Below are 24,221 nucleotides of genomic sequence, written 5' to 3'. Positions count from 1 at the left end.
ACGAGCGCTGGCTGGCGTTGCTTAAAAACTACATAATCACTGTGTTTACAGCTGACATCGCAGCGGATATGACAAGGGCGGCATGGTTGCCCATGTCCGCCCCGTGATCCCGGGCTGCTGCCCAGGACCGACTTGCGTTCAGTTTAGAACGAGTGGTTCACGCCGACGTCGTAGTGGTTGACGGTCGACTGCAGGGCGTTGATGCCCTTCTTGCGCGACGCGTCCACGTACAGGTAGGTACGCTTCGACAGGCTGTACTCGTAGCCCAGCGACAGCTGCTTGACCTTCTGCAGGCCGTCGACGTCCTTCTGGCCATAGCCAGCCAGCACCTTGCCCGGGCCCATGGTGTAGTTCGCGCCCAGCACCCATGCCTTGGTGTTGGCGTTGGCGATGCGGTTGTGCTCCTGGTCCTGCTCCGAGTAGGTGCCCATCAGCTTCAGTTCCGGGGTGGCGGCGAACGACGCGCCGACCGACCAGACCTTCGATTCGATGGCATTGCGCTCGTAGGCAGCCATGAAGGCGGCCGGACCGTTGTTGTAGGTGCCGCTGATCGAGAACGGGTTGGCCGATGCTTCGGCGCCGGTCGGGTACTGCGGGTTGGTCACGGTGCCGCGGCCGACGACGGCCGGACCGCCGCCGCTTTCCTTGGTGGCGATCGCGGTATTCAGCTGGAAGCCGCTGATGATCGGCGAGTTGTACCAGGCAGCGTTCGAGAAGCGGTTGTTCGAGTAGCCAAGCACGTCGAGCGGCTGCGAGGTGTAGCCGGCGACGGTGAGGTCGGTCCAGAAACCGGCTGGGCTCGGCGAAGCGTGGAAGGGATCGAAGGCGCCGACGGTTTCGTGTAACGGGGTCAGGCCGCGTCCGATGCGGACGATACCGAAATCGCCCTGCAGGCCGACGCGCGACTGGCCCTGGAAGAGCGGACGCTGGCTGCCGGTGCCGCCGATTTCATTGGTGCCGGTGTCCGGCTCGTAACGCATTTCCAGTTGGAACAGTGCCTTGAGGCCATTGCCCAGATCTTCGGTCCCTTTGAAGCCGAGGGTGTTGGAAGCACGCTTGCCGATGTTCAGGGTCTGGCCACTGCGCTTGATGACGCCAGCGTCGATGGTGCCGTAGATCTGGACAGCGGTTTGTGCGTGTGCCGCGCCGGCGAATGCGCCGAACAGTGCGACGGCCATGAGGGAGTGCTTCATTGTTTCTAATCCTTTTATTAATAAATCTCGGTCATCCTTGGCATCGAGACACAAATGCTGAATGCCCGGATAACCTGCACCTTAATTGCTTGAGTGGTCAAGGTTATCGGTTTGGTCAATTATGAAGGGGGCACTTGGTCGAAAGCCAATAATTCCAATCGTGCTGTTGTATTTTTGAAACGCGTGTAACGCTGGATGTCACAATTCCCCACCGTAATACCTTCCCGCTCGCTAACTCGGCGGTTTGCGCCTCCTCAAGGAAGCCCGGGATTGAATCGGATCGGCGCCGGGCGCGGCTTAGACTCTGCTCACATTCAGTGCGTGGCGACGTAAAAGCATGGATTCTTGTATATTGGCAACTTTTTTGCGGATGGCCTCTGCGCCTTTCGACACCAACTGCCATGCCGTCTTCGTCGCGCTGACCGACCTTCACCATGAAACGTAACAATGGCTAACCGCGAAGAACTGGCGATCATCCGCAACGCGCGCGCCGGGCAGGCCGCCGCCCAGCTCGAGCTGGGCAAGCTCTACCTGTTCGGCAGCGCCGGTTTGCCGCAGAGCCTGCCCACCGCGCTGCACTGGCTCGAACGTGCCGCACGCCAGGAATGCCAGCCGGCATGGCAGCTGATCGGCAACCATATCCCCCTCGAGCTGGCGCAGCCCTGCGCGCAGGCACTGGCCCCATGGTACGAACGCGCCTACGACGACGGCAGCGTGCACGCCGGGCTGGTTTTCGCCCAGTTGGTGTTCAACGGGGCCGGGACAGGCACCGCCATGCCGGCCCGCGACGACACCGGCGCCGCCCCCGACCGTAGCAAGGCATTGCGCGCCCTCGAAGACGCGGCGCGCGCCGGATTTCCCGAAGCGCAATGGCTGCTGGCGCGCCAGCATGCCGTCCCGGCGCAGGCCGCCGCTGCCGGAACAGGCGCTGCTGCGGGGCTGGCCCCATCCCAGGGCTGGCTCAAGCGCGCCGCCGACAACGGCGTGGCCCAGGCCCAGTATGCGGTGCTCGACCAGGCCTGGAAAAACGGCCAGCACAGCGACTACCTGGTGCGTGCGCTGCCGCTGGCGCGCGCATTGGTGCGCTCGGTCGCCGTCCAGGACGGGGTGCAGCGCCTGGCTCCGGGCGACATCGCGCTGCTGTCGCGGGTAGCGCGCCTGCTCGACGCCGGCGACCATGGGGCCACGCTGGAGGCCGGCGATCCACTATGTTTCTGGGAGCTTGCCGCGGCCGAGCACGAACGCCACGCCCAGCTGGCGATGGGGCTGCGCTGCGCCCGCATGGGCATCGATGGGCGCCGCATTACCGGCGGCAGCAGCGGCGCCGCCAATTTCAAGAAGGCGATCCGCTGGCTGACGCTGGCGGGCGAGCAGGGGCTGGCTGAAGCTTGGTATGCGCTGTCGCGCATCTATATCAAGCCCGAGTTCTCGCAGCGCAGCGTCGGCGACGCCCAGCGCTACCTCGAGCGCGCTGCCGACATGGGCTATCGCGAGGCCCAGCTCGAGTGCGGCAACATTGCCTGGCGCGCCCGCCGCGAGAACGAAAACAACGACGTGCGCGCCGTGTTCTGGCTGCAGAAGGCGGCCGGCCAGGGCTGCGTCGAGGCAGCGGGGCTGCTGCGCAAGATCGCGCCGCGGCTGGCCGGCCCGGCCTATGTCGAGACCGGCAAGCTGCTGTCCCGGAACCTTGAGCTCGACCGCACGCATCCGCTGCTGGCCGCGCGGCTGGAGCTGGCTGGGCTGTTCAAGCTGTCACGCGCCGAAGCCTTGCTGCTCGATGTTCCGGCTGCCGACCACGGGCATTGCCTGGTGATCGACATCCGCTCCAGCTACGGGCGCAGCAAGCGCCGCCTGGTGCTGGTCGAAGCGGCGCCGGAGCGCCATGCGCTCGATCGTATCGCGCGCCTGTTCGAGGGGATCGATTGTGGGCCGTCGGGGCCGGAAGGAAATTACCGCCAGCGGCTGTATCGCTTGCGTACCCTGCTGGGGGCACAGGATGAGGAAGCGGGTGTGCAGGATAGGAAGGAGTCGGAAAAGGATCAGCAGGGGCCGGCGGGCCTGGAGCTGGCTGCCTGATATCCCGGCTGAACTCAGTCAGGCCGGACCAAGTATCGACATTCAGAACGTACATACCCAAACTGGCGAACCAGACTTCGTACATCAGAGCCAGCGAATCGGGCCAGCGCATTAACTGCGCGGTTCGATCTTGTGCCTAATGCTTCGCATCTCCGAAGGTATCTCTCTAAATTAATCGGGCAGGTGTCTCAAGTTATATTGGCACAGCGGAGCGGGAAAACTTGTAATGGTTGACTGGTGCAATTGTTCCCTTGCCAGCAGCTTCCGCAGAGGTAGCGATGTATGCCGTTTCAACTCCATCCTGCAAATTTAGTACAAATGTATATGGCGCAGCAAAGGCTTATGAGCCTTGCTGCGGGGTAGTGAGAAAGTCTTTTAAGACACCCTCTTTTTCATCGACGTAATTGACTTGACGATCTGCTGAGGCTTCAACAACGATGGCATCATCGACCAACGATCAATTCCTGCATTGCCAATACGAAGCATGCCCGTGTGACGTTCAAGACTTTCATCAACTGCTGGGTCAGGATCAACGAAACCCAACGTCTTTCTAACAATGTCAACTTCCTTCCGTTCGCCTGTCAGCAGCGTCCAGCCGAGTGCAATGCCATACTGCTTGGCATACGCCTGCAAATCACGTGGCTTGTCAATCTCTGGCTGCAGGGTGATAGAGAAGAAAAAGACATCGCGGCCCATCCGGCTGCCGAGCATTTTCTGTACTTGAATCAAGTTTGCTGTATTGGGCGGGCAGATGTTTTGACATGTCGTATAAATCATGTTGAATACGACGACCTTATTCCCTTTCACCAGGTCATCGTAAAACCTAACCTCCTTACCAAGGTGAGTTTGCAGCACTACATTTGGCAGATACTCTTTTGATTGCGGCCGAGCTGCAAGTGCTGGAATCGCTGCGGCTGCCCCAAAGGCACCCAGCAGGAAATTTCTTTTGCTGTTCATTTTGGGCCTCAGGCTTTAACAACGTCGTAGCGAATCATCATGGCGCTATCCTCATGCGCCGTCTGGTGGCAGTGCATCATGTACTTGCCAACATAATCGGTAAACATAACAAGCACGCTCATTTCAACGCCTGGCAAGAGTGGAATAACGTCCTTGCGGCCAGCCCATTCGGGTGGTGGCTTTCTCCCGTTGTACGAGAGAATGCGGAAGTCGTCCAAGTGGATGTGAATTGGATGAGCCCAGCCGCCACCAATATCGAACTTCCAAATTTCTGCTTCGTTGTGTTTTACGACTGCGTCAACTCGCTCAGGATCAAAGAACTTGTCGTTGATGGTCCATTGTCCATTTTTCCGTCCAAGTTCCCATCGGCGGGTGCGCACGACGTTGGTTGGCATGGGAGGCAATGCTCGGAGGAACGCAGGAATCGGAGGTGAGTCAGTCGTCTTTTCACCAATGTCAAAGCGCATCAGCCGCACAGGTTTGGTCAACAGGTTGCCACTGGGCTTGCGCGGGTCAGTTTGTTCCAACCTGTTGACGAGGTAGATCTTAGTGCCAGGTGGATACTTGCCAAAGTCGATAATGATGTCCGACCGTTCTGCCATTCCCATGAACAGCCTCGTCATCTTCACTGGCCGCTCCAGCAGGTTGCCGTCGCTTGCAATGTAGGTGAACTCCTGGTCTTTACCAGCTTCATTGTGAAGGTGGAACTGGAAGTACCTGGCCATGGAGGCGTCCAACAGGCGGAAGCGATATTTCCGGCCCTCAACGTTGAGGTAAGGCGAGACCGTCCCGTTGACCATCATAAGGTTACCTAAGAAGCCCTCAGGGTCTAACTGATTAAACATCAGGTTACCACCAACATCAAACCTTTTGTCCTGCACTACCAGCGGAATGTCGTACTTACCAACTCCACTTGGAAGACGCAATGCCTTCGGGTTCGGATCGCTCTCGTTGCCTGAATCAATTTCATCGAATACGAGGTACATGCCTGTAAGGCCACGATAAACATTTGGAGCGGTAAACTCTTCGCGATGATCGTGATACCACATTGTTCCACAAACGTTCCGAGGATCACCTTTGCTCGGGTAGTTCGGATAGTGATTATCGTAAAAGGCACCCTTGTCACTAATCGTTGGCCCTTTGTCTTCCCTGCTATAGTAGTTGCCAGCGTAGCCGTCCGACTCGGACCCAACGTGTGCGCCGTGAAGGTGTGTGCTAATTTCAGGAGAACCAAACCCTTTGTGATCTTCCGGAAGATTGTTAATGAAGCGCACCATTGTCGGCCTGAAGCTGCGTTCCACAAACGTTGGGCCGGGAATTGTCCCATCATATGTCCACACCTGTTCAAGTGGAAGCTCAGAGTGAAAGCGATGAGTTGAAACTCCCACCTTTACAATGTACTCGTTATTCGCATCTGGTGGAAAGCGATCAAAGGCCTGATGAGGATCGCGTCCACATTCTCCTGCCACGCGAAATTTCGCACATTCGGGCTGCATTATTTCTGCGATCTTGATTGCTGGCACAAATAACGGGTCTTTAAATGGCGTGACGTAAGGTGTTGGGACGACGGCAACTTGTCCAGCAACCTCACTTGTTCTAAGACAAGTTGATGCGAGTATGCCAGATGTAGCAGTACCCTTGAGTAAAGTGCGGCGGCTATTGTTCATTTGAAGACCTCTTTTCAGGATCGCACGATGAATTCTGCCATTTTCGCAATGACATTTTTGATCTTTGGTGAAACGTTAGTGCCATTAGTAATGGCAGTGGATCGCGGGATTGGAACTCACGATTCCGTCATGGATTGCTGCCTTTCTAAGACCGCGCGATCGATTGCTCTGCCATATATCGATTGGCGCTACTATGATTTTACCCTTTTATGCGGTCGACAATAATTGCTATAAACTAACCAGAAGGGCCGGAACGACTACTTGCGTTTCCAGTGACCTCAAGTTTTCCATTCAATCCCGATGCAGGCAATGAAATTATCGCGGTTGTCGGAAATGTACAACCCACCTGCCCCTATTTGCTTTTGCCAAACATTTCAAACTTTGTTTTGCGGTTGTGCTGATACCCGGGAAAAAAATGATAATTTAATGGAATAAAAATAATCGTCGATTAATGCTTTGAGTTGAATAAGGAAAACAGTTCCAGGAAAAAAGCTGGGTTGGACTATCACGCTTCTAATCTAAGCCACCGCTACTTTCTTGTACAGGATGTGAACTGATATACAGAATAAAAACCAGTTCAAATATGAGTCATGCAATCAACGTAAGAGTTGATGCAGAAAAAGTTTCTCTTCTCTGATTAAGATTGGCTCAGGTGTATAGGAGTAACATTGCTGCACGCCTGGCAGGAATCTCTTTGGAAACACTACGAGTGTGGGAGTATGGAGCCGAGCGATCGGAGCTTAGCCAGCGCTTGTATTCTGAAAGTCGAGTTCGACATCTCAGTCCATTTAAGCAACGGGTGGTTCGGGGATTCCAGATCGGCGTGTTAGCGCTTCTTCATGTTGAATGGTTGCCCAAGACAGCAAGGAGCACCTTGGCTGCGCCACCTCAGGCAACTGGACCTATCCGCGTCGCCGTGGTCGGTGAGCGACTGGCTCGTCGCATTGATGTGGGAGGCCGTCACGCCTTGTTTTGGGGGTACCAGGAAGTTGCCTTATACTCAAGCATATGCGGAGAGTCTGACCGGCGCAAATGTCGAAGTTCTGCTTCTAGAACTGTCTGAAATTCGTGAAGGGGTTATGCCGTTTGTAGCAGTGGCGTGTGTTGCAGCAGGCGCGACGGCGGTGGTTATTTTAGACCGCCTTGTTCAACCAATCAAAAACTGCGCCAGCAAGGTTTCCCGGTAGTCCGGACATCAAGAAGAGCCCGCCCTGTCGTGCTGGACAATTAATCCGTTCATGTACTAGTTCATCAAAACAACGTTATAGCGGCGAGCAGAGCAAAAAACCGCAGTCTTCGGCGGCTGCAGTATCTCCTTTCGAACTTGAGCATCCGTCTGCTTTTGGGCCGGATCGCGGCCAACATCCGTTCAGGGCCGAGAATCGCTAGCAAACGCCTGAAGTCATAGGCGAGCACATGCAGGCTCATCTCTGCTTTGACGCGCTCCAGGCCTTTTGTCAGGAAATACGTCGCTCCCATCCACGCCTTGACTGTCGAGTACGGATGCTCAACAGTCGAGCGCCGGATTCGCATAGATTCGTTACCTCGTGCTCAAGGATCACGGGCTGGGCCGAAAGCAGACGGTCACAATGTCTTTGTGTATGAGGTGTTGTTGAGCAAGCAAGCGGTCTTGTCAGGTGTTTCCAATCTCAATTTCGCCTTCAAACACCGTTACCGCTGGCCCGCTCAGATAAACCGGTGTGCCATCCCCTGCCCACGCAATGCTCAGTTCGCCCCCCTGCGCCGATACCCGCACCGGCGAATCGAGGAGGCCGCGGCGGATGCCGGCTACGACCGCAGCGCAGGCACCGGTGCCGCAGGCCAGGGTTTCGCCGGCGCCGCGCTCGTAGACACGCAGGCAGATGTGGTGGCGGTCCACCACCTGCATATAGCCGGCATTGACCCGTTTCGGGAAACGCGGATGGGCTTCGATTTCCGGACCAGTCTGCTCGACCGGCGCGCTCTCGACGTCGCTAACTACCTGCACCGCGTGCGGGTTGCCCATCGACACCACTGAGACGAAGACCGTCTTGCCGCCGACCTGCAAGGGCCAGGTCGTGTCCGTTCCCTCTAGCAAACCATCCAGTCCGGCGCTGTCGAAAGGCAGCGCACCCGGTTCCAGCCTCGGGGCACCCATATCCACCGTCACGCTGCCATCCTCCTCCAATCGGGGAGCGATGATGCCCTTCATGGTCTCAACGCGGATGCTGCGCTCGGTCGACAAACCCTTGTCGCTGACGAAACGGGCAAAGGCACGCGCGCCGTTACCGCACTGCTCGACTTCGCTCCCATCGCTATTGAAGATGCGGTAGCGGAAATCGCAGCCTTCGGTGGTCGGTCGCTCGACCACCAGGATCTGGTCGGCGCCGATGCCGAAGCGGCGGTCGGCCAGTCGGCACCATTGCTCGGTGCTGAACGATACGTCCTGGTGGATTGCGTCGATCACGATGAAATCGTTGCCGGCGCCGTGCATCTTGGTAAAGCGGAGTTTCATGGCAGTGTCAGCCTGGTTCAGTGCAGCTTAATGATGGTTTAATCGATTAAGCAAAACTTAATCGTAGAGTGAAGCCTCGCCCTCTGGCCGGGTCTTGAAGCGCTTATGGGTCCAGAAGTATTCAGCCGGCGTCTCGCGCGCCCGTTCCTCGATGAAGGCGTTCATGCGGCGGGTTGCCTCGACCATGTCATCGCCCGGGTAATTCTCCCACGCCGGATAGAAGCGCACACGCCAGCCCTCGTAGTTCGGCAGGTAGGTAGCGACCACGGGGATGACCTTGGCGCCGGTCGTAGCCGCGATGCGGCCCAGCGCGGTGAGCGTTGCCGCCGGAATGCCGAAGAAAGGCACGAATTCGGCATCTTTCGCGCCGAAGTCCATGTCCGGCAGCATGAAATAGGGCAGGCCGTCGCGCAGCGCGCGCAGGATCGGCTTGATGCCTTCCTTGCGCGTCACCAGGCGCACCGGACCGTAGCGTTCGCGGCCGTGGCGCAGCAGCGCATCGAAAGCGGCATTCTTCTGCGGCACATACATGCTGCACACCGGGATCACGCGCGACGCCACGCCCGCCACGTCGAGGCAGACGAAGTGCGGGCACAGCAGGATGGTCGGGCCGTCTTCCATCGCGGCCTGCGGCACCGCCGGCTCGACGTGGATGAGGCTGCGCACGCGCGCTTCCGGCGCCCACCACAGGATCGAGCGCTCGAAGATGCTGCGCGCGTAGGCACGGAAATGCTGCCTGGCGATGGCCCGGCGCTCGGCGTCGGATTTTTCCGGGAAGCACAGGCGCAGATTGGTCAGGGCAATGTGGCGGCGCCTGCCCATGATCAGGAACATCAGGCTGCCGACCCCTTCGCCAAAGCGGGCAAGGATGGGCAGCGGCAGAAAGTGCAGCAGCCACATGAAACCGAGCAGGACCCTCATGCCGATACCTCGCTGTCGGGGCCGGCCACGCCATCGGGCTGCTTGTAGCGGTTATAGCTCCAGAAATACTGGGCCGGGGCGCGTGCGATCAGTTGTTCCATGGCTCGGTTGACCTGCGCCGCCTGGTCGGCGGCAGTGCCAGACAGGTCGCCTTCGAAGGGTACGAAGCGCACGACATAGCCCTTGCCGCGCGGCAGGCGCTCGGCATACACCAGCAGGATGTCGGCCTTGCCCAGCTGCGCCAGTTTTGCCGGCAAGGTCATCGTATAGGCGGTACGGCCGAACCACGGGGCCCACACGCCTTCGCCTTCCTGCGGCACCTGGTCCGGCAGCAGGCCGATCGGCTGGCCGCTTTTCAGGGTCTTGGCCAGAATGCGCACGCCGCTGAGCGTCGCCGGCGCCAGGTGCAGGTTGTGGCGGGCACGGGCGCCTTCGACCAGGGGTTTGAGCGCGCTCTTGCGCGGCGGGCGGTACATAACCGTCAGCGCGGTCTTCAGGGCAATCTGCTGGGCCGTCATCTCGAAGCAGCCCAGGTGCGGGGTGAGAAAGACGATACCGCGACCCGCATCGAGCCGCTCCTGCACCAGATTCCAGTTTTCCACGCGCGCATGGCGCGCCACGCGCTCGGGTTTCGCGCACCACACAAAAGCGAGCTCGATGATGGCCTTGCCGGCTTCGGCCACGGCCGCGTTCAGCTGGTCTTCATAACCCGCCTGCGCCAGGTTGGCGCGCAGCCTGCGGCGATAGGACGAAGACAGGGAATAGACGAGCCAGCCGAGGCTAGACCCGAGGGCATGCAAAAACGGCAAAGGAAATACCGATAGTGCACGGAACAAAATAACTAACATGCGATTGACCAGAATTGAATGGAACGAGACTTGCTTGAGCAAAATTCTCGAAGGAAGCGTAAAATACCACTTTATGCAGGATCCGCCGAGTTAATAGACAACTTGCGAAGCGGAATATAAATGTCGCTAAAGCGTCGCAGGCACCTGTTGCTGCGGCACGTATACATCTACAACCCGTAACCGGAGCCTTCATGTCCAACGACTATCTCTTCACTTCCGAATCCGTCTCGGAAGGCCATCCCGACAAGGTCGCTGACCAGATTTCCGACGCCATCCTCGACGCCATCCTGGAACAGGATCCGCGCGCGCGCGTCGCTGCCGAAACGCTGTGCAATACCGGCCTGGTCGTGCTGGCAGGCGAGATCACCACCCACGCCAACGTCGACTATATCCAGGTGGCACGCAACACCATCAAGCGCATCGGCTACGACAACACCGATTTCGGCATCGACTATAAAGGTTGCGCCGTGATGGTCTGCTACGACAAGCAGTCGCCGGACATCGCCCAGGGCGTGGACGAAGGCGCCGGCCTCGATCTGGACCAAGGCGCGGGCGACCAGGGCCTGATGTTCGGCTATGCCTGCGACGAGACCCCGGAACTGATGCCGGCTGCTATCTATTACGCACACCGCCTGGTCGAGCGCCAGTCGCAGCTGCGCAAGGATGGCCGCCTGCAGTGGCTGCGCCCGGATGCCAAGTCGCAGGTCACCCTGCGCTACGTCAACGGCCGCCCGGTCGCGGTCGACACCGTCGTGCTGTCGACCCAGCACCATCCGGACGTCTCGCACTCGCAGATCGAAGAAGCTGTCATCGAAGAAATCATCAAGCCGGTCCTGCCGCGCGAGTGGCTTGATGGCACCAAATACCTGGTCAACCCGACCGGCCGCTTCGTCATCGGCGGCCCGCAGGGCGATTGCGGCCTGACCGGCCGCAAGATCATCGTCGACACCTACGGCGGCGCAGCCCCGCACGGCGGCGGCGCGTTCTCGGGCAAGGATCCTACCAAGGTCGACCGTTCGGCCGCCTATGCCGCACGCTATGTCGCCAAGAACGTCGTGGCCGCCGGCCTGGCGCGCCAGTGCCAGGTGCAGGTCAGCTACGCGATCGGCGTGGCCCGCCCGATCAATATCACCGTCTACACCGAAGGCACCGGCGTGATCCCGGACGACAAGATCGCCCAGCTCGTGATGGAACACTTCGACCTGCGCCCGAAAGGCATCGTCCAGATGCTCGACCTGCTGCGCCCCATCTACGCCAAGACCGCCGCCTACGGCCACTTCGGCCGCGAAGAGCCGGAGTTCACCTGGGAGCGCACTGACAAGGCAGCCGCACTGCGCGCCGCAGCCGGCCTGTCGTAATAGCAGCCAGCTCGCTGGTGGGGGGCTGCCCCTGCCGGCGACGCATCGAATCTTGCCAGCCGGCGACGTCATCGCGTGTCCGCCGGCGCAAATTGTGGTTCATCACCGGTATTTGCCTCATTGACTCGAGCGAAGCTGCCGAGTCTGTTGCATAATCCGTCGGACTTGTTTATTTCATCTCGGCATCAAACATTCCCGGGCGGCGCCGATTTGGCCTGCCACGGCTGATCCAGTCGTGCACCATTTTCATTTGACGGAAAGGCACATGCAACACCCCATCCTCACCAGCCTCATCGGTACCGAAGTCGACGTCATCGCCTCGCGCCAGCGCGCACGCCAGATCGCGGCCCGTTGCGGTTTCGGTTCGCATGACCAGGCACGCATTGCCAGCGCGGTGTCCGAACTCGCGCGCAATGTGTTCAGCTATGTGGGCGAGGGCAAGGTCGCGTTCTCCCTGCTGGGCTCGACGGGGCGCCAGGCCTTGATGGTCGTGATCGAGGATGAGGGCCAGGGTATCGAAGGCCTCGACGCCATGCTGGCGCGTGCGGACGAAACGCACCAGTCGGCCGGCAGCGGGCTGCTGGCGGCGCGCCGCTTCATGGATACCTGCGATATCACTACCGGCAGTACCGGGACCCGTATCGTCCTGACCAAGCTGATGCCGGTGCACGCTCGCGCATTGTCGGCGTCCACGATCGCCGAAGGCGTGGCCGGGGTTTCCGTGCCGAGCAACGTGGCGCTGTCCGAAGCCCATCACCAGAACCGCGAGCTGGCCGATGCGCTGGCTGCGCTGCAGGAGCGCCAGGACGAGCTGGTCGAAGTCTCGCGCCGCCTGGAGCAGACTAACGGGCGGGTCGAGGAACTCAATCGCCTGCTGAACGAACAAGCGGCCTCGCTGATGTCCGCGGACCGCCAGAAGAACGAATTCCTGTCGATGCTGAGCCACGAGCTGCGTGGCCCGCTGTCGGCCGCGTCGATGGCGGCCCAGCTGCTCAGGAAGAATCCGGATGCGCCTGCGCAGACCCACAGCCTGAGCGAGTTGATCAGCCGGCAGGTCGGCCACATGAACCGCCTGGTGGAAGACCTGCTCGACGTCTCGCGGGTCAGCCGCGGCCTGATTTCCATCGTCAAGACCGAGGTCGACATGCGCGACGTGGTGGCGGCTGCCATCGAACAGATCATGCCGGCCGCCGAGCGCAAGGGCCAGTGGGTCGAGCTGGCCCTGCCGCCGGTCCCGTGCCGGGTCGAAGGCGACGCGACCCGCCTGGTGCAGGTGATCGGCAACCTGCTCGGCAATGCCATCCGGTATACCGGACCGGGCGGCCGGATCGCGCTGACGCTGGAAGAGCAAGGCGTATGCTGCGCGCTGCGCGTCGCCGACAATGGCCAGGGTATTGCCGCCGAGCTCCTGCCGCACCTGTTCGACCTGTACGTGCAGGCCGAGACTTCGTCGGAGCGCCAGCATGGTGGCCTCGGCCTGGGACTCGCCCTGGTCAAGAGCCTGATTGAATTGCATGGCGGCTCGGTGCGGGCGGCCAGCGACGGCGTCGGCCGCGGCAGTACCTTCGACATCAGCCTGCCCCTGGCCCAGCCCCGCGAAGCGGCGCGCCTGCAGGAGGCCGGCACTGCGGCCTGCGCCTCGACCTGAGCTTCCAACGCTTGCGTTGTACGAACGTACATCCCCGGCAGCAGAGGCCGGCACCCATCGCATCCTTGCCGCACTCGTGGTAAACTAGTTCATTCCGAGGAGCGTTGCGACGAAGAGATTCCTCTTCGCCAGGCTCGGATATCAACACCGCGCTCACGTTAACTTTTTTCAACCATTGAAAGGAGCGCGTGATGAGCGCCGTACTCAAAGATCTCAAGGACTTCCATATCGCCGACATCTCCCTGGCTTCCTGGGGCGAGAAGGAAATCCGTATTGCAGAAACCGAAATGCCGGGCCTGATGGCCATCCGCGAGGAATACGCCGCCGCCCAGCCGCTGAAAGGCGCGCGCATCGCCGGTTCGCTGCACATGACCATCCAGACCGCGGTCCTGATCCGCACCCTGGAAGCCCTCGGCGCCGACGTGCGCTGGGCATCGTGCAACATCTACTCGACGCAAGACCACGCTGCTGCCGCCATCGCCGCAGTCGGCACCCCGGTGTTCGCCGTCAAGGGCGAGACCCTGGACGAGTACTGGGAATACACCCACCGCATCTTCGAATGGCCGGGCGACAACCACGCCAACATGATCCTGGACGACGGCGGCGATGCCACCCTGCTGCTGCACCTGGGCGTGCGCGCCGAGAAGGACATCTCGGTGCTGGACAAGCCGGGTTCGGAAGAAGAAATCTGCCTGTTCAACTCGATCAAGGGCCGCCTCGCGCGTGACCCGGCCTGGTACTCGAAGCGCCTGCCATGCATTCTGGGCGTGACCGAAGAAACCACCACCGGCGTGCACCGCCTGTACCAGATGCACCTCGAAGGCAAGCTGGCTTTCCCGGCCATCAACGTCAACGATTCGGTCACCAAGTCGAAGTTCGACAACCTGTACGGTTGCCGTGAATCGCTGGTCGACGGCATCAAGCGCGCCACCGACGTCATGATCGCCGGTAAGGTTGCCGTGATCGCCGGCTATGGCGACGTGGGCAAGGGCTCGGCCCAGGCCATGCGCGCGCTGTCGGCACAAGTGTGGGTTACCGAAATCGACCCGATCTGCGCACTGCAGGCGGCGATGGAAGGCTACCGCGTCGTGACCATGGATTACGCTGCGGAACACGGCGACATTTTTGTTACCTGCACCGGCAACTACCACGTCATCACCGAGCAGCACATGCTCAAGATGAAAGACCAGGCCATCGTCTGCAACATCGGCCACTTCGACAACGAAATCGAAGTCGCCGCGCTCAAGAAATACGAGTGGGACAACATCAAGCCGCAGGTCGACCACGTCATCTTCCCTGATGGCAAGCGCATCATCCTGCTGGCCGAAGGCCGCCTGGTGAACCTGGGCTGCGGTACCGGCCACCCGTCGTACGTGATGAGCTCGTCGTTCGCGAACCAGACCATCGCCCAGATCGAGCTGTTCGCCAACACCGCCCAGTACCCGGTCGGCGTGTACACGCTGCCGAAGCACCTGGACGAGAAGGTCGCGCGCCTGCAGCTGAAGAAGCTCAATGCGCAACTGACCGAACTGACCGAAGAGCAGGCTGCCTACATCTCGGTGAGCCAGGCCGGCCCGTACAAACCGGACCACTACCGCTATTAATCGGTAGCTGACTGACACGGGCGCTGTTGTTACAGCGCCCGTTTTTTCAATAGCCGGGCGTTTCCAAGTGGATGCGCCCGCGACCCACGAAAGTCGATGCAATGCGCCTGCTCGTTACCTGGCTGATCAATGCCGCGGCCCTGATGGCCCTGCCTTACCTGATGTCTTCCGTTTCGATGTCGAATTTCACGACCGCGCTGATCGCCGCGCTCGTGCTCGGGCTGGTCAATACCCTGATCCGCCCGGTCCTGGTCATCCTCACCTTGCCGGTGACCGTGATCTCGCTCGGGCTGTTCATCCTCGTCATCAATGCTTTCCTGTTCTGGGTGGTTGCGCGCTATATCGACGGCTTCGACGTCGGCGGTTTCGGATCGGCCTTCATCGCCGCCATTCTGTACAGCATCATTTCGTGGGCGCTCGCTACCTTGCTCCTCAGAGATAAAGATGGAAACGCATAATTTCAGTATCGAGTTCTTCCCGCCCAAGACCGACGAAGGCGCGGACAAGCTGCGCGCGGTGCGCCAGAAGCTGGCGCTCTTGGCGCCGAAGTATTTCTCGGTGACCTTCGGCGCCGGCGGCACCACCCAGCAGGGCACGCTGCAGACCGTGCTCGAGATCAAATCCGAAGGCTACGAGGCGGCGCCGCACCTGTCCTGCGTCGGCGGCACCCGCGACTCGCTGCGCGCCATCCTGCAGCAATTCCAGGACGCCGGCATCCGCCGCCTTGTCGCCCTGCGCGGCGACCTGCCGAGCGGCTATGGCGGCGCCGGCGAGTTCCGCTACGCTAACGAGCTGGTCGAGTTCATCCGCAAGGAAACCGGCGACTGGTTCCACATCGAAGTGGCGGCCTACCCGGAAATGCACCCGCAGGCGCGCTCGCCGCAAGACGATTTGCAAGCCTTCGCGCGCAAGATCCAGGCCGGTGCGAATGCCGCGATCACGCAGTATTTCTACAATGCGGACGCCTATTTCCAGTTCGTCGACAACGCGCGCAAACTGGGCCTCGACGTGCCGATCGTGGCGGGCATCATGCCGATCACGAACTATACGCAGCTGATGCGCTTCTCGGACATGTGCGGCGCCGAGATCCCGCGCTGGGTGCGCGTGAAGCTTGCGAGCTTCGGCGACGATTCGGCCTCGATCAAGGCGTTCGGGCTGGATGTGGTCACAAGCCTGTGCGAACGCCTGCTGGCCGGCGGCGCGCCGGGGCTGCATTTCTACAGCATGAACCAGGCGGTGGCGACCACGGCGATCTGGCAGAGGCTGGTGAAGTAACGGAAGCTAGGGCCGCGGCGCTGATTCTGCCACGGTCCGTAGGGTGGGCGGGTTTCCCGCCCACGCGGTGATAGTTAGCGCAAGAAATGCCGGAGCGGCAGATTAAGTGCTGGCTGACCGCGTGGGCAAGGAACTTGCCCACCCTACGATTCCGTAATGATCTCCCCTAACGGGATGTCATATTCATTCAGATCAAATTCCACCAGCTGGCAAGAGTACGCAATCCCCAGCGTCCGTGGCCGCGGCTCTTCCGCCAGCGTCCGGTCATAAAACCCCCCGCCATACCCCAGCCGATACCCCTGCGCATCAAACCCCAGGCACGGAACCAGCAAGGCCTCCGGCCGCCCCACCATCCTTAACTCCGCCGGCACCGCCACCCCCATGCTATCGGCCACGGTCGCCTCGCCGGGCACCCATTGCGCAAACCCCAGCGCCGCATCGCGTGCCACCACAACAGGCAAGGCCAGCCGTACGCCTTCCTCGGCCAATTCCGCGTAGGCTGGACGCAAGTCCGGTTCGCCCGCCAGCGGCCAGTACACTGCCAGCGAGCCGGAGGGGTTGGCCCGCCACCATGCCAGCACCTGCGCGCCGATGCGGTCGTCCCAGGCGCGTTTGACGTCAAGCGCAATAGCACGGCGCCTGTCCTTGAGCGTGCGGCGCAGCAGCGCTTTGTCCGCTGTTGCGCTTGCGCCAGCCTCTGGCAGGAGCGCAGAGGCGCGTGGTATTCTTGAATCGCCGGTCATGGTTTATATGCAGCGTAGAGTGAGAGTAGTGGATGTTTCAATCGAGATCGACAGCCGGCTCACTGCCGGCAGCCCTTGCCCTTGTGTTTGCTTCGTGGACGCTTCCTTTCGGCACAGTCCACGCCCGGCCCGCGCCTGATGCCACCCAAGCCGGGCAAGCTACGCAAACCGCCCCCCCTGTGCCTGCCGGCGCACCCGCCGTCCCCGGCGTGGTCAACGGCGCCCCGGATACCCGGGCCGACGACGACACCTTCCTGCTGCTGCGCGAAGCGGCGCGCCAGGACGATGCGGCGCGCACCAATGCCCTGGCTTCGCGCCTGCCGAACTACCTGTTGGCGTCCTACGTCGACTATTATCGTCTGAAACCCCGACTGCGCGACGCCACGGCCGAGGAAATCCGCGAGGTGCTGCGCCGCCACGAAGGCAGCGCGGTGGCCGACCGCCTGCGCAGCGACTGGCTGCTCGAGATGGGCCGGCGCCGCGACTGGGCCGGTTTCGAACGCGAACTGGGCCAGCTTGGCAGCAACGGCGAGCTGCAGATCCGCTGCTATGCCTTGCTGGCGCGCGCCGGCCGCGGCGAGCAGGTGGCGCCTGACGCCCGCGCGCTGCTGCTCAACCCCGACAACTACGGCGAAGCCTGCGCCGCCCTGATCGCCCAGTTATACCAGGGCGGCCAGTTCAGCCAGGACGACCTGCTGTGGCAGTTGCGCATCGCCGGCGAAGCCGATGCCACCGGACCGGCACGCCGCACGGCAAGCCTGCTGGGCGCCTCCGACACCCGCGCCGCCCAGGCGGTGGACGTGCCGGCGGTGGCCATGGCGCGCGGCATCGGCAGCACCCGCGCCGAACGCGCCATCTACCTGGTGGCCCTGGGCCGCATGGCGCGCACCAGCCTGAAACTGGCCACGGTCGCCCTGGAAAAGAACAGCCCGAACCTGAGCGTTGACGAACGCGCGATCGGCTGGGCCGGCATTGCGCACGCCGCCTCGATCGTGCTGTCGCCCGACGCCGCCCTTTACTGGCAGCGTGCCAACGGGGTGCCGCTCACCAGCGAGCAATTGCAGTGGAAGACCCGCATCGCCCTGCGCCGCGGCGACTGGAAGACCGTGCGCGCCACCATCGAGGCGATGCCGGCCTGGCTGCGCGCCGATGGCGCCTGGGTCTACTGGCTGGGTCGGGCCGACAAGCACGAGGGCAAGATGCTGGAAGCGACCGCGCTGTTCGAGCGGATCGCGGTCCCCCACCATTTCTATGGCCAGCTCGCCATGGAAGAGCTCGGTCGCCAGGTCGCGGCGCCTCCACCGGCCCAGCCCGTCAGTGTCGATGAGCTGGCCTCGGTGAGCGCCAACCCGAGCCTGCAGCGCGCACTGAAGTTCTACGGTTTGCGCCTGCGCGCGGAAGGCAACCGTGAATGGAACTGGGCGCTGCGCAGCATGTCTGAACGTCAGTTGCTGGCCGCCGGCGAACTCGCTCGCCGCAACGATCTGCTCGACCGTATGGTCGAGACCTCGCTGCGCACGCGCACCGAACTCGACTACGCACAGCGTTTCCCGGCGCCGCACCTGGACGTCCTGCACCCGACCGCGCAGGGCCTGGGCCTCGATAAAGCCTGGGTCTATGGCCTGATCCGCCAGGAGTCGCGCTTCATCACCGATGCGCGCTCCGGCGTCGGCGCTTCCGGCCTGATGCAGGTGATGCCGAGCACCGGCAAATGGGTGGCGGCCAAGATTGGCATGGACAACTTCGTACACGGCATGCTCAACGACCTGCGCACCAACATCACGCTCGGCGCCAACTACATGAACATGGTGCTGGGGAATTTCGACGGCAACCAGATCCTGGCCACCGCCGCCTACAATGCCGGGCCTTCGCGTGCGCGTACCTGGCGCGGCCTGCTCGAGCAGCCGATGGAAGGCGCGGTGTTCGTCGAAAGCATCCCGTTCTCGGAAACCCGCGGCTATGTGCGCAACGTGATGGCCAATGCCACCAACTACGCCGCCGTGTTCGAGCAAAAACCGCAGTCCCTCAAAGCGCGCCTGGGCTACGTACAACCGCGAGAGCGCGCATCCATTCTCCCCTGAAGGAACGACCATGCGCGACCTGAACGTGGTGGTATTCGGCGCCACCGGCTTCATCGGCGGACATTTGCTGGCGCGCCTGGCTGAAGACGGCGTCAACATGCTGGTGCCCACGCGCCACTACGAAAGCGCCAAGCACCTGACCACCTTGCCCTATCTCGACCTGGAAGTGGCCGACATCCACGACGACGCCACCCTGCGCCGGCTGCTGGCCGGGCGCGATGCGGCGATCAACCTGGTCGGGGTGCTGCACGGCGGCCACGGCACCCCTTACGGCCCTGGTTTTCGCAAGCTGCACGTCGACCTGCCGCGCCGCATCGCCGCCGCCTGCGCGGAAGTGGGCGTGCCGCGCTACCTGCACATGAGCGCCCTGGGCGCGAACAGCGCCGGCCCCTCGATGTACCAGCGTTCCAAGGGCGACGGCGAGCTGGCCGCGCGCAGCCAGCCGCAGGTAGCGGCCACCATCTTCCGGCCCTCCGTCGTGTTCGGCCCGGGCGACCATTTCCTGACCATGTTCGCGGCGCTCCAGCGCTATCTGCCGCTGGTGCCGCTGGCCGGCAGCGGCGCGCGCTTCCAGCCTGTCTACGTGGGCGACGTCGCCGCCGCGTTTTCTCGCTGCTTGAGTGACCCGCACACGAGCGGCGCCATCATCGAGCTGGGCGGCCCCCAGGTCTATACCCTGGCCGAACTCGTGCGGCTGGCCGGGCGCTTCGCCGGCCACGAGCGCCACGTACTTGGCTTGCCCGACTGGGTGGCGCGCGCGCAGGCGCGGGTGTTCGAGCTGCTGCCGGGCGACCCGGTCATCAGCCGCGACAACCTCGATTCGATGAAAACCGACAATGTGGTCGAAAAGCAAACAGGAGTCTTGACAGCCGAGGCGCTGGGAATCAAGCTCACATCGATCGAGGCCGCCGCGCCGCACTACCTGGCCAAAGGCAAGGACCTCGATGATTATCGTATGCGCGCCGGGCGCTAATGCCCGTGCACGGCTTTCAACATCGCTTCGACCACAGGAAACCATGCAGACCATCGACCTCGACCCGACCCTGTCCACCACCCTCGAGCAGGCCCGCCAGCCAGGCCTGACCCTCGTCATCGGCAACAAGAACGTGTCGTCGTGGTCGATGCGGCCGTGGGTGGCGGCGGTGGCCTTCGGGATCCCGTTCACCGAAGTGCGTGTCTTGCTCGACAAGCCGGACACCTCGGCCAACATCGCGCGCTACTCGCACGCTGGCCGGGTGCCGGTGCTGCTGGCGGGCGAGATCACGATCTGGGACAGCCTGGCGATCACCGAATACCTGGCCGAGCAGTTCCAGGAAAAGCACATGTGGCCGCAGGACGTCGCCGCACGCGCGATGGCGCGCTCGATCGTGGCCGAGATGCATTCGGGCTTTGGCGAGTTGCGCAACGCCATGTCGATGAACATCCAGGCGCGCCTGCCTGGCCGCGGCCGCACGCCGGGCGCCCAGGCCGACATCGGCCGCATCTGCGAGATCTGGGAAGACTGCCTGTCGCGCTTCGGCCACCACCGCTTCCTGTTCGGCGAGTTCTCGATCGCCGACGCCTTCTACGCACCGGTGGTCTGCCGCTTCAAAACCTACGGCGTGGCGCTGGCGCCGGCGCTGCAGGCCTATTGCGAGCGCGTGCTGGCCCATCCGGCGGTGGCGCGCTGGGTCGACGAGGCGATGAGGGAAAGCGATGCGACCCCGCAGCACGACCTCGACCTGCCGCAGGAGTGAAGTTGCGTAGTTATGTCGTAGGCGGCGCCGTGCGCGACGAGCTGCTCGGGCGCCCCGTCACCGACCGTGACCACGTGGTGGTCGGCGCCACGCCGGAACAGATGGTGGCGCAGGGCTTCCGCCCGGTCGGCAAGGATTTCCCGGTCTTCCTGCACCCGCAAACGCACGAGGAATACGCGCTGGCCCGCACCGAGCGCAAGACCGCGCCCGGCTACCACGGCTTCGTGTTCCACACGGCGCCCGAGGTCACGCTGGAAGAAGACCTGGTGCGGCGCGACCTCACCATCAATGCGATGGCGCGCGCCGACGATGGCAGCATCGTCGATCCGCACAACGGGCAGGCCGACCTGCAGGCTCGCATTTTCCGCCACGTGTCGGCGGCTTTTGCCGAAGACCCGGTGCGCATCCTGCGCCTGGCGCGCTTCGCCGCGCGCTTCCCCGATTTTGCGGTGCACGATTCCACCAATGCGCTGATGCGCAGCATGGTCGAGGCGGGGGAGGTCGACGCCCTGGTGGCGGAGCGGGTCTGGCAGGAGCTGGCGCGCGGCCTGATGGAAGAACGGCCTTCGCGCATGTTCGACGTGCTGCGCGATTGCGGGGCATTGGGCCGCATCCTGCCCGAACTCGATGTCCTGTGGGGCGTGCCGCAACCCCCGGCGCCCCATCCGGAAGTCGACACCGGCGTGCACGTCATGCTGGTGATCGACTATGCGGCTGCCCAGGGCTGCCCGCTCGAAGTACGCTTCGCGGCCTTGATGCACGACCTCGGCAAGGGCCTCACGCCCCCAAGCCAATGGCCATCCCACCACGGCCACGAAGGCGAGGGCGTGAAGCTGCTGGCCGAAGTGTGCAAGCGCCTGAAGGTGCCCAATGAATGCCGCGACCTGGCCCTGATGACGGCGCGCGAGCACGGCAACGTCAGCCGCGCGGTGGAACTGCGCGCCAACACTATCGTGACCCTGTTCGAGCGCTGCGACGCCTTCCGCAAGCCGGAGCGCTTCGCCCAGATGCTGCTGGCCGCCGAGTGCGATGCGCGCGGCCGCGGCCACGCCGATCACCCGCTGCGCCACCGCGACTATCCGCAGCGGTCGCACCTGCTGCAGGCCCTGGGCGCGGCGCGCGCCGTGAATGCGGGCGAGGTCGCGGCGCGCTTTGCTGAAGACCGCGCGAAGATTCCCGAGGCGGTGCACGCGGCCCGGGTGTCGGCGGTCAAGGCGGCCCTGCGCGACCTGCGCGACTGAGCATGACTGATCACAACGGGATCGCTCGACTGGGGTGCGCGACTGATCCGCAAGCATGCGTTATCCTCTGGGCATAACACCTGAAGTAACGGAGGAGAAATGGTAGCCGTGCTGGCGCAGCGCGTAGCGAGCTTGAGCCTGCGCCGCCGCCTGCAAGTCGGCGGCCTGGTGGTACTGGTGCTCGCCTTGGTGCTCGCCTTCCTGTATGTCCGGTCCGAAACGGCCGATCCCGAAATCCGCAACCACGTCATGCTCAACCTGCGCGAGCTGGAAAAGCTCGACGCCGAATGGGATGCCAACATCCTGCGCGCCCACATCGGCCGCGCCCCGGCAGCCCCGCAGCTGACGACCGGGCTGCCGCGCATGCGCGACCTGGTCACGCGCCTCGGCGAAGCGGTGCCGGAGGCGTCCAGTCCCACGCTCGACGCCGCCTATATCCAGCTGCGCGACGCGATACAGCGCAAGGAACTGCTGGCCGGCCAGTTCGCCCGCCACAACCCGCCGCTGCGCGAGGCCCTGCTGTTCCTGCCGCCGGCCGTGGCCGACCTCAAGACCGAACTGGGCGGCATCGAAGGCGCGCTGGTGCCGGCCCAGATCGTGGTGCGGCTCGACGCCTCGCTCAATGCCCTGCTGACCGAGATCCTGCGCTATAACGGCGCCTCGTCGCCGGTGCTGGCGGCGCGCATCGAGGAGATCCTGGGCGACATCGCGGCCCAGCAGATCGCGTTCTCGCCGGCAGTGGTCGAGAAGATGGGTGCCCTGATCAAGGCCGCGCGCACCATCCTGGAGAAGCGGCCGCTGGAAAACCGGCTGGAAGCGCAGATCGCCGCCACCGCCACCGGCGCCGCGCTCGACCGCCTGGGACGCGAGTTCGACCGCTCGTTCGACACCGTGCTGCTCGAACGCGAGCGCTACCGCAGCTTCCTGTTCGTGTATTCGAGCCTGCTGCTGGTGCTGCTGGTGTATGCGGCGGTGCGGCTGCGGCGCAGCTACCGCATCATCGGCGAGGTCAACCACCGGCTGCAGGCCGCCAACGAGAACCTCGAGCACCGCGTGGCCGAACGTACCGCCGAACTCGAGTCGCAGTCGAAGCAGCTCGAACGCCTGGCCCAGCACGACAGCCTGACCGGCCTGATCAACTACCGCCAGCTGACCCGCCTGCTGGAGAGGGCGCTGGCGCGCGCCAACCGGCGCGATTCGGTGGTGGTCATCATGTTCATCGACCTCGACGGCTTCAAGGCGGTCAACGACACCTGGGGCCATGCCACCGGCGACCTGGTGCTGCAGATGGTGGCGCGCCGCGTCGAGGCGAAGCTGCGCGCCGAGGATGCGCTGGCGCGGCTCGGCGGCGACGAATTCGTCATCATGCTCGAAGAAGTCACCTCGCGCGAAGGCGCGCTGCGCGTGGCCCAGCTGGCGCTCGACCAGATCCGCTCGGTGACCGAGGCCGATGGGCATCCGGTAACGATCTCGGCCAGTATCGGCATTTCCAGCGCCCGCGGCCATGCCGGCGCCGCGCGCGGCTCGGCGGCGCTGCTGGCCGAAGCCGACAAAGCCATGTACGAGGCCAAGGCCTCGGGCAAGGGCGTGTTCCTCGTCAGCCCGTCGGCACAGTGGAGGACGCCCGGCTAGAAGGCCGGGTTCGGCGTGCAGCTAGAGAATCCGCTACAATCGCGGTATTGTTGCACTGCACAAAAAAAGGACTCACCATGCTGGACACTCCGTTGGGTCGCTGGCTGCGCGGCCTCAAGGGCCAGCCCGGCCGGCCAACCGTGCTCGTCAAGGAACTAAGCGAGCGCGACCGCCGCCGCATCCTGCGCCATTTCCTCGCGCTCAACCCGAACGACCGCCTGCTGCGCTTCGGCAGCATGATTCCGGACGACGCCATCGCCGCCTATGTGGCCAAGCTCGACTTCAAGCGCGACATCGTGTTCGGCGTGGTGAACCGCGTCTTCCAGCTGGTCGGCGTCGGCCACCTGGCCTTCGCGAAAGCCGACGACGGCAAGCCGACCACCAAGGAACGCGTGGCCGAGCTCGGGGTATCGGTGTCGGCATCGGCCAGGGGCAAGGGCGTCGGCTCGCGCCTGTTCGACCGCGCCGCGATCCACTGCCGCAACTCGGACGTGGACACCCTGTACATGCAATGCCTGTCCTCGAACCAGACCATGATGCATATCGCCCGCAAGGCGGGCATGCAGATCAAGCGCGAGTTCGGCGAGGCCGATGCCTATTTGCAGATCCCGCCGCCCAGCCCTGGCAGCGTGATGGCCGAGGCGCTGGAAGAGCAGTGGGCGGTGATTGATTACAACTTCAAGGCCAATGCGAGGGCGGCGGCGAAGTGGTTTTCCAAGTAGCGTGGGCGGCTTCGCCGCCCACGCG

The 24,221-nt window shown here is 62.8% G+C and carries 20 protein-coding genes, 1 pseudogene and 1 riboswitch; of the genes and pseudogenes, 13 read left to right on the top strand and 8 right to left on the bottom strand.

What is annotated here, in order from left to right; translation table 11 throughout:
* Positions 1 to 143: 143 nt before the first annotated feature.
* On the bottom strand, positions 144 to 1,193 hold the full coding sequence (locus HGB41_RS13995; RefSeq protein ID WP_171085369.1) for a porin: 1,050 nt from the start codon (positions 1,191 to 1,193) through the stop codon (positions 144 to 146).
* Positions 1,194 to 1,640: 447 nt separating this feature from the next.
* On the opposite strand from HGB41_RS13995, the gene HGB41_RS13990 reads away from it, so the two are divergent.
* On the top strand, positions 1,641 to 3,269 hold the full coding sequence (locus HGB41_RS13990) for a tetratricopeptide repeat protein (protein ID WP_171085368.1): 1,629 nt from the start codon (positions 1,641 to 1,643) through the stop codon (positions 3,267 to 3,269).
* Between the two features lie 375 nt (positions 3,270 to 3,644).
* Here HGB41_RS13990 and HGB41_RS13985 read toward each other — a convergent pair whose 3' ends face one another.
* On the bottom strand, positions 3,645 to 4,226 hold the full coding sequence (locus tag HGB41_RS13985) for an SCO family protein (protein WP_171085366.1): 582 nt from the start codon (positions 4,224 to 4,226) through the stop codon (positions 3,645 to 3,647).
* An 8-nt stretch (positions 4,227 to 4,234) separates the two neighbouring features.
* Positions 4,235 to 5,893: a multicopper oxidase family protein gene (locus tag HGB41_RS13980; RefSeq protein ID WP_171085364.1), complete on the bottom strand. Its 1,659-nt coding sequence runs from the start codon at positions 5,891 to 5,893 to the stop codon at positions 4,235 to 4,237.
* 923 nt (positions 5,894 to 6,816) lie between these two features.
* On the opposite strand from HGB41_RS13980, the gene HGB41_RS13975 reads away from it, so the two are divergent.
* Positions 6,817 to 7,080, top strand: coding sequence for a hypothetical protein (locus tag HGB41_RS13975; protein ID WP_171085362.1), 264 nt, complete (start codon positions 6,817 to 6,819; stop codon positions 7,078 to 7,080).
* Between the two features lie 160 nt (positions 7,081 to 7,240).
* Here HGB41_RS13975 and HGB41_RS23545 read toward each other — a convergent pair.
* The 4 genes and pseudogenes from HGB41_RS23545 to HGB41_RS13960 form a co-directional block, all read right to left on the bottom strand.
* Positions 7,241 to 7,432, bottom strand: a pseudogene (locus tag HGB41_RS23545) (IS5/IS1182 family transposase); the annotation flags it as partial.
* 94 nt (positions 7,433 to 7,526) lie between these two features.
* Positions 7,527 to 8,387, bottom strand: coding sequence for a diaminopimelate epimerase (dapF, locus tag HGB41_RS13970; protein WP_171085360.1), 861 nt, complete (start codon positions 8,385 to 8,387; stop codon positions 7,527 to 7,529).
* 57 nt (positions 8,388 to 8,444) lie between these two features.
* On the bottom strand, positions 8,445 to 9,308 hold the full coding sequence (locus tag HGB41_RS13965) for an LpxL/LpxP family acyltransferase (protein ID WP_171085358.1): 864 nt from the start codon (positions 9,306 to 9,308) through the stop codon (positions 8,445 to 8,447).
* Positions 9,305 to 10,156 carry a lysophospholipid acyltransferase family protein gene (locus HGB41_RS13960; protein ID WP_171085356.1) on the bottom strand — a complete coding sequence of 284 codons (852 nt, stop codon included), beginning with the start codon at positions 10,154 to 10,156 and terminating at the stop codon, positions 9,305 to 9,307. Before HGB41_RS13960 ends, HGB41_RS13965 begins: the two co-directional genes overlap by 4 nt.
* Positions 10,157 to 10,347: 191 nt before the next feature.
* Here HGB41_RS13960 and metK point away from each other — a divergent pair, with 191 nt between their 5' ends.
* The 5 genes from metK (at position 10,348) to metF (ending at position 16,041) form a co-directional block, all read left to right on the top strand.
* The gene (metK, locus tag HGB41_RS13955) at positions 10,348 to 11,514 is read left to right on the top strand and encodes a methionine adenosyltransferase (protein ID WP_171085354.1); all 1,167 of its coding nucleotides are present in this window, start codon (positions 10,348 to 10,350) and stop codon (positions 11,512 to 11,514) included.
* Between the two features lie 265 nt (positions 11,515 to 11,779).
* Positions 11,780 to 13,162, top strand: a complete 1,383-nt coding sequence (locus HGB41_RS13950) for an ATP-binding protein (protein ID WP_171085352.1) — start codon at positions 11,780 to 11,782, stop codon at positions 13,160 to 13,162.
* Positions 13,163 to 13,252: 90 nt separating this feature from the next.
* Positions 13,253 to 13,324, top strand: a riboswitch (S-adenosyl-L-homocysteine riboswitch).
* Positions 13,325 to 13,353: 29 nt separating this feature from the next.
* Positions 13,354 to 14,766 carry an adenosylhomocysteinase gene (gene ahcY / locus HGB41_RS13945; RefSeq protein WP_171085350.1) on the top strand — a complete coding sequence of 471 codons (1,413 nt, stop codon included), beginning with the start codon at positions 13,354 to 13,356 and terminating at the stop codon, positions 14,764 to 14,766.
* Positions 14,767 to 14,867: 101 nt separating this feature from the next.
* Positions 14,868 to 15,224, top strand: coding sequence for a phage holin family protein (locus tag HGB41_RS13940; protein WP_171085348.1), 357 nt, complete (start codon positions 14,868 to 14,870; stop codon positions 15,222 to 15,224).
* Entirely contained in the window at positions 15,211 to 16,041 is an 831-nt protein-coding gene (metF, locus tag HGB41_RS13935) for a methylenetetrahydrofolate reductase [NAD(P)H] (protein ID WP_171085346.1), read from the top strand. Before HGB41_RS13940 ends, metF begins: the two co-directional genes overlap by 14 nt.
* A 143-nt stretch (positions 16,042 to 16,184) precedes the next feature.
* On the opposite strand, the gene HGB41_RS13930 is transcribed toward metF, so the two are convergent.
* Entirely contained in the window at positions 16,185 to 16,784 is a 600-nt protein-coding gene (locus HGB41_RS13930; protein WP_171085344.1) for a 5-formyltetrahydrofolate cyclo-ligase, read from the bottom strand.
* Positions 16,785 to 16,816: 32 nt separating this feature from the next.
* Here HGB41_RS13930 and HGB41_RS13925 point away from each other — a divergent pair, with 32 nt between their 5' ends.
* From HGB41_RS13925 to HGB41_RS13900, 6 genes are all read left to right on the top strand, one after another.
* Positions 16,817 to 18,865 (top strand): lytic transglycosylase domain-containing protein, encoded by a 2,049-nt coding sequence (locus HGB41_RS13925; RefSeq protein ID WP_171085342.1) that lies wholly within the window; start codon positions 16,817 to 16,819, stop codon positions 18,863 to 18,865.
* Between the two features lie 10 nt (positions 18,866 to 18,875).
* Positions 18,876 to 19,838, top strand: coding sequence for a complex I NDUFA9 subunit family protein (locus tag HGB41_RS13920; protein WP_171085339.1), 963 nt, complete (start codon positions 18,876 to 18,878; stop codon positions 19,836 to 19,838).
* A gap of 43 nt (positions 19,839 to 19,881) precedes the next feature.
* Positions 19,882 to 20,601, top strand: coding sequence for a glutathione S-transferase family protein (locus HGB41_RS13915; protein ID WP_171085337.1), 720 nt, complete (start codon positions 19,882 to 19,884; stop codon positions 20,599 to 20,601).
* A 2-nt stretch (positions 20,602 to 20,603) separates the two neighbouring features.
* Complete coding sequence (locus HGB41_RS13910) at positions 20,604 to 21,842, top strand: multifunctional CCA addition/repair protein (RefSeq protein WP_171085336.1); 1,239 nt, start codon at positions 20,604 to 20,606, stop codon at positions 21,840 to 21,842.
* A gap of 99 nt (positions 21,843 to 21,941) precedes the next feature.
* Complete coding sequence (locus tag HGB41_RS13905; RefSeq protein ID WP_171085334.1) at positions 21,942 to 23,474, top strand: diguanylate cyclase; 1,533 nt, start codon at positions 21,942 to 21,944, stop codon at positions 23,472 to 23,474.
* Between the two features lie 77 nt (positions 23,475 to 23,551).
* Positions 23,552 to 24,196, top strand: coding sequence for a GNAT family N-acetyltransferase (locus tag HGB41_RS13900; protein ID WP_171085329.1), 645 nt, complete (start codon positions 23,552 to 23,554; stop codon positions 24,194 to 24,196).
* Positions 24,197 to 24,221 lie beyond the last annotated feature (25 nt).

Source organism: Telluria aromaticivorans (assembly GCF_013003915.1).
In the GTDB taxonomy this organism is placed as follows: Bacteria; Pseudomonadota; Gammaproteobacteria; order Burkholderiales; family Burkholderiaceae_D; genus Telluria; species Telluria aromaticivorans.
This window is presented reverse-complemented; position numbering and strand designations above follow the sequence as displayed.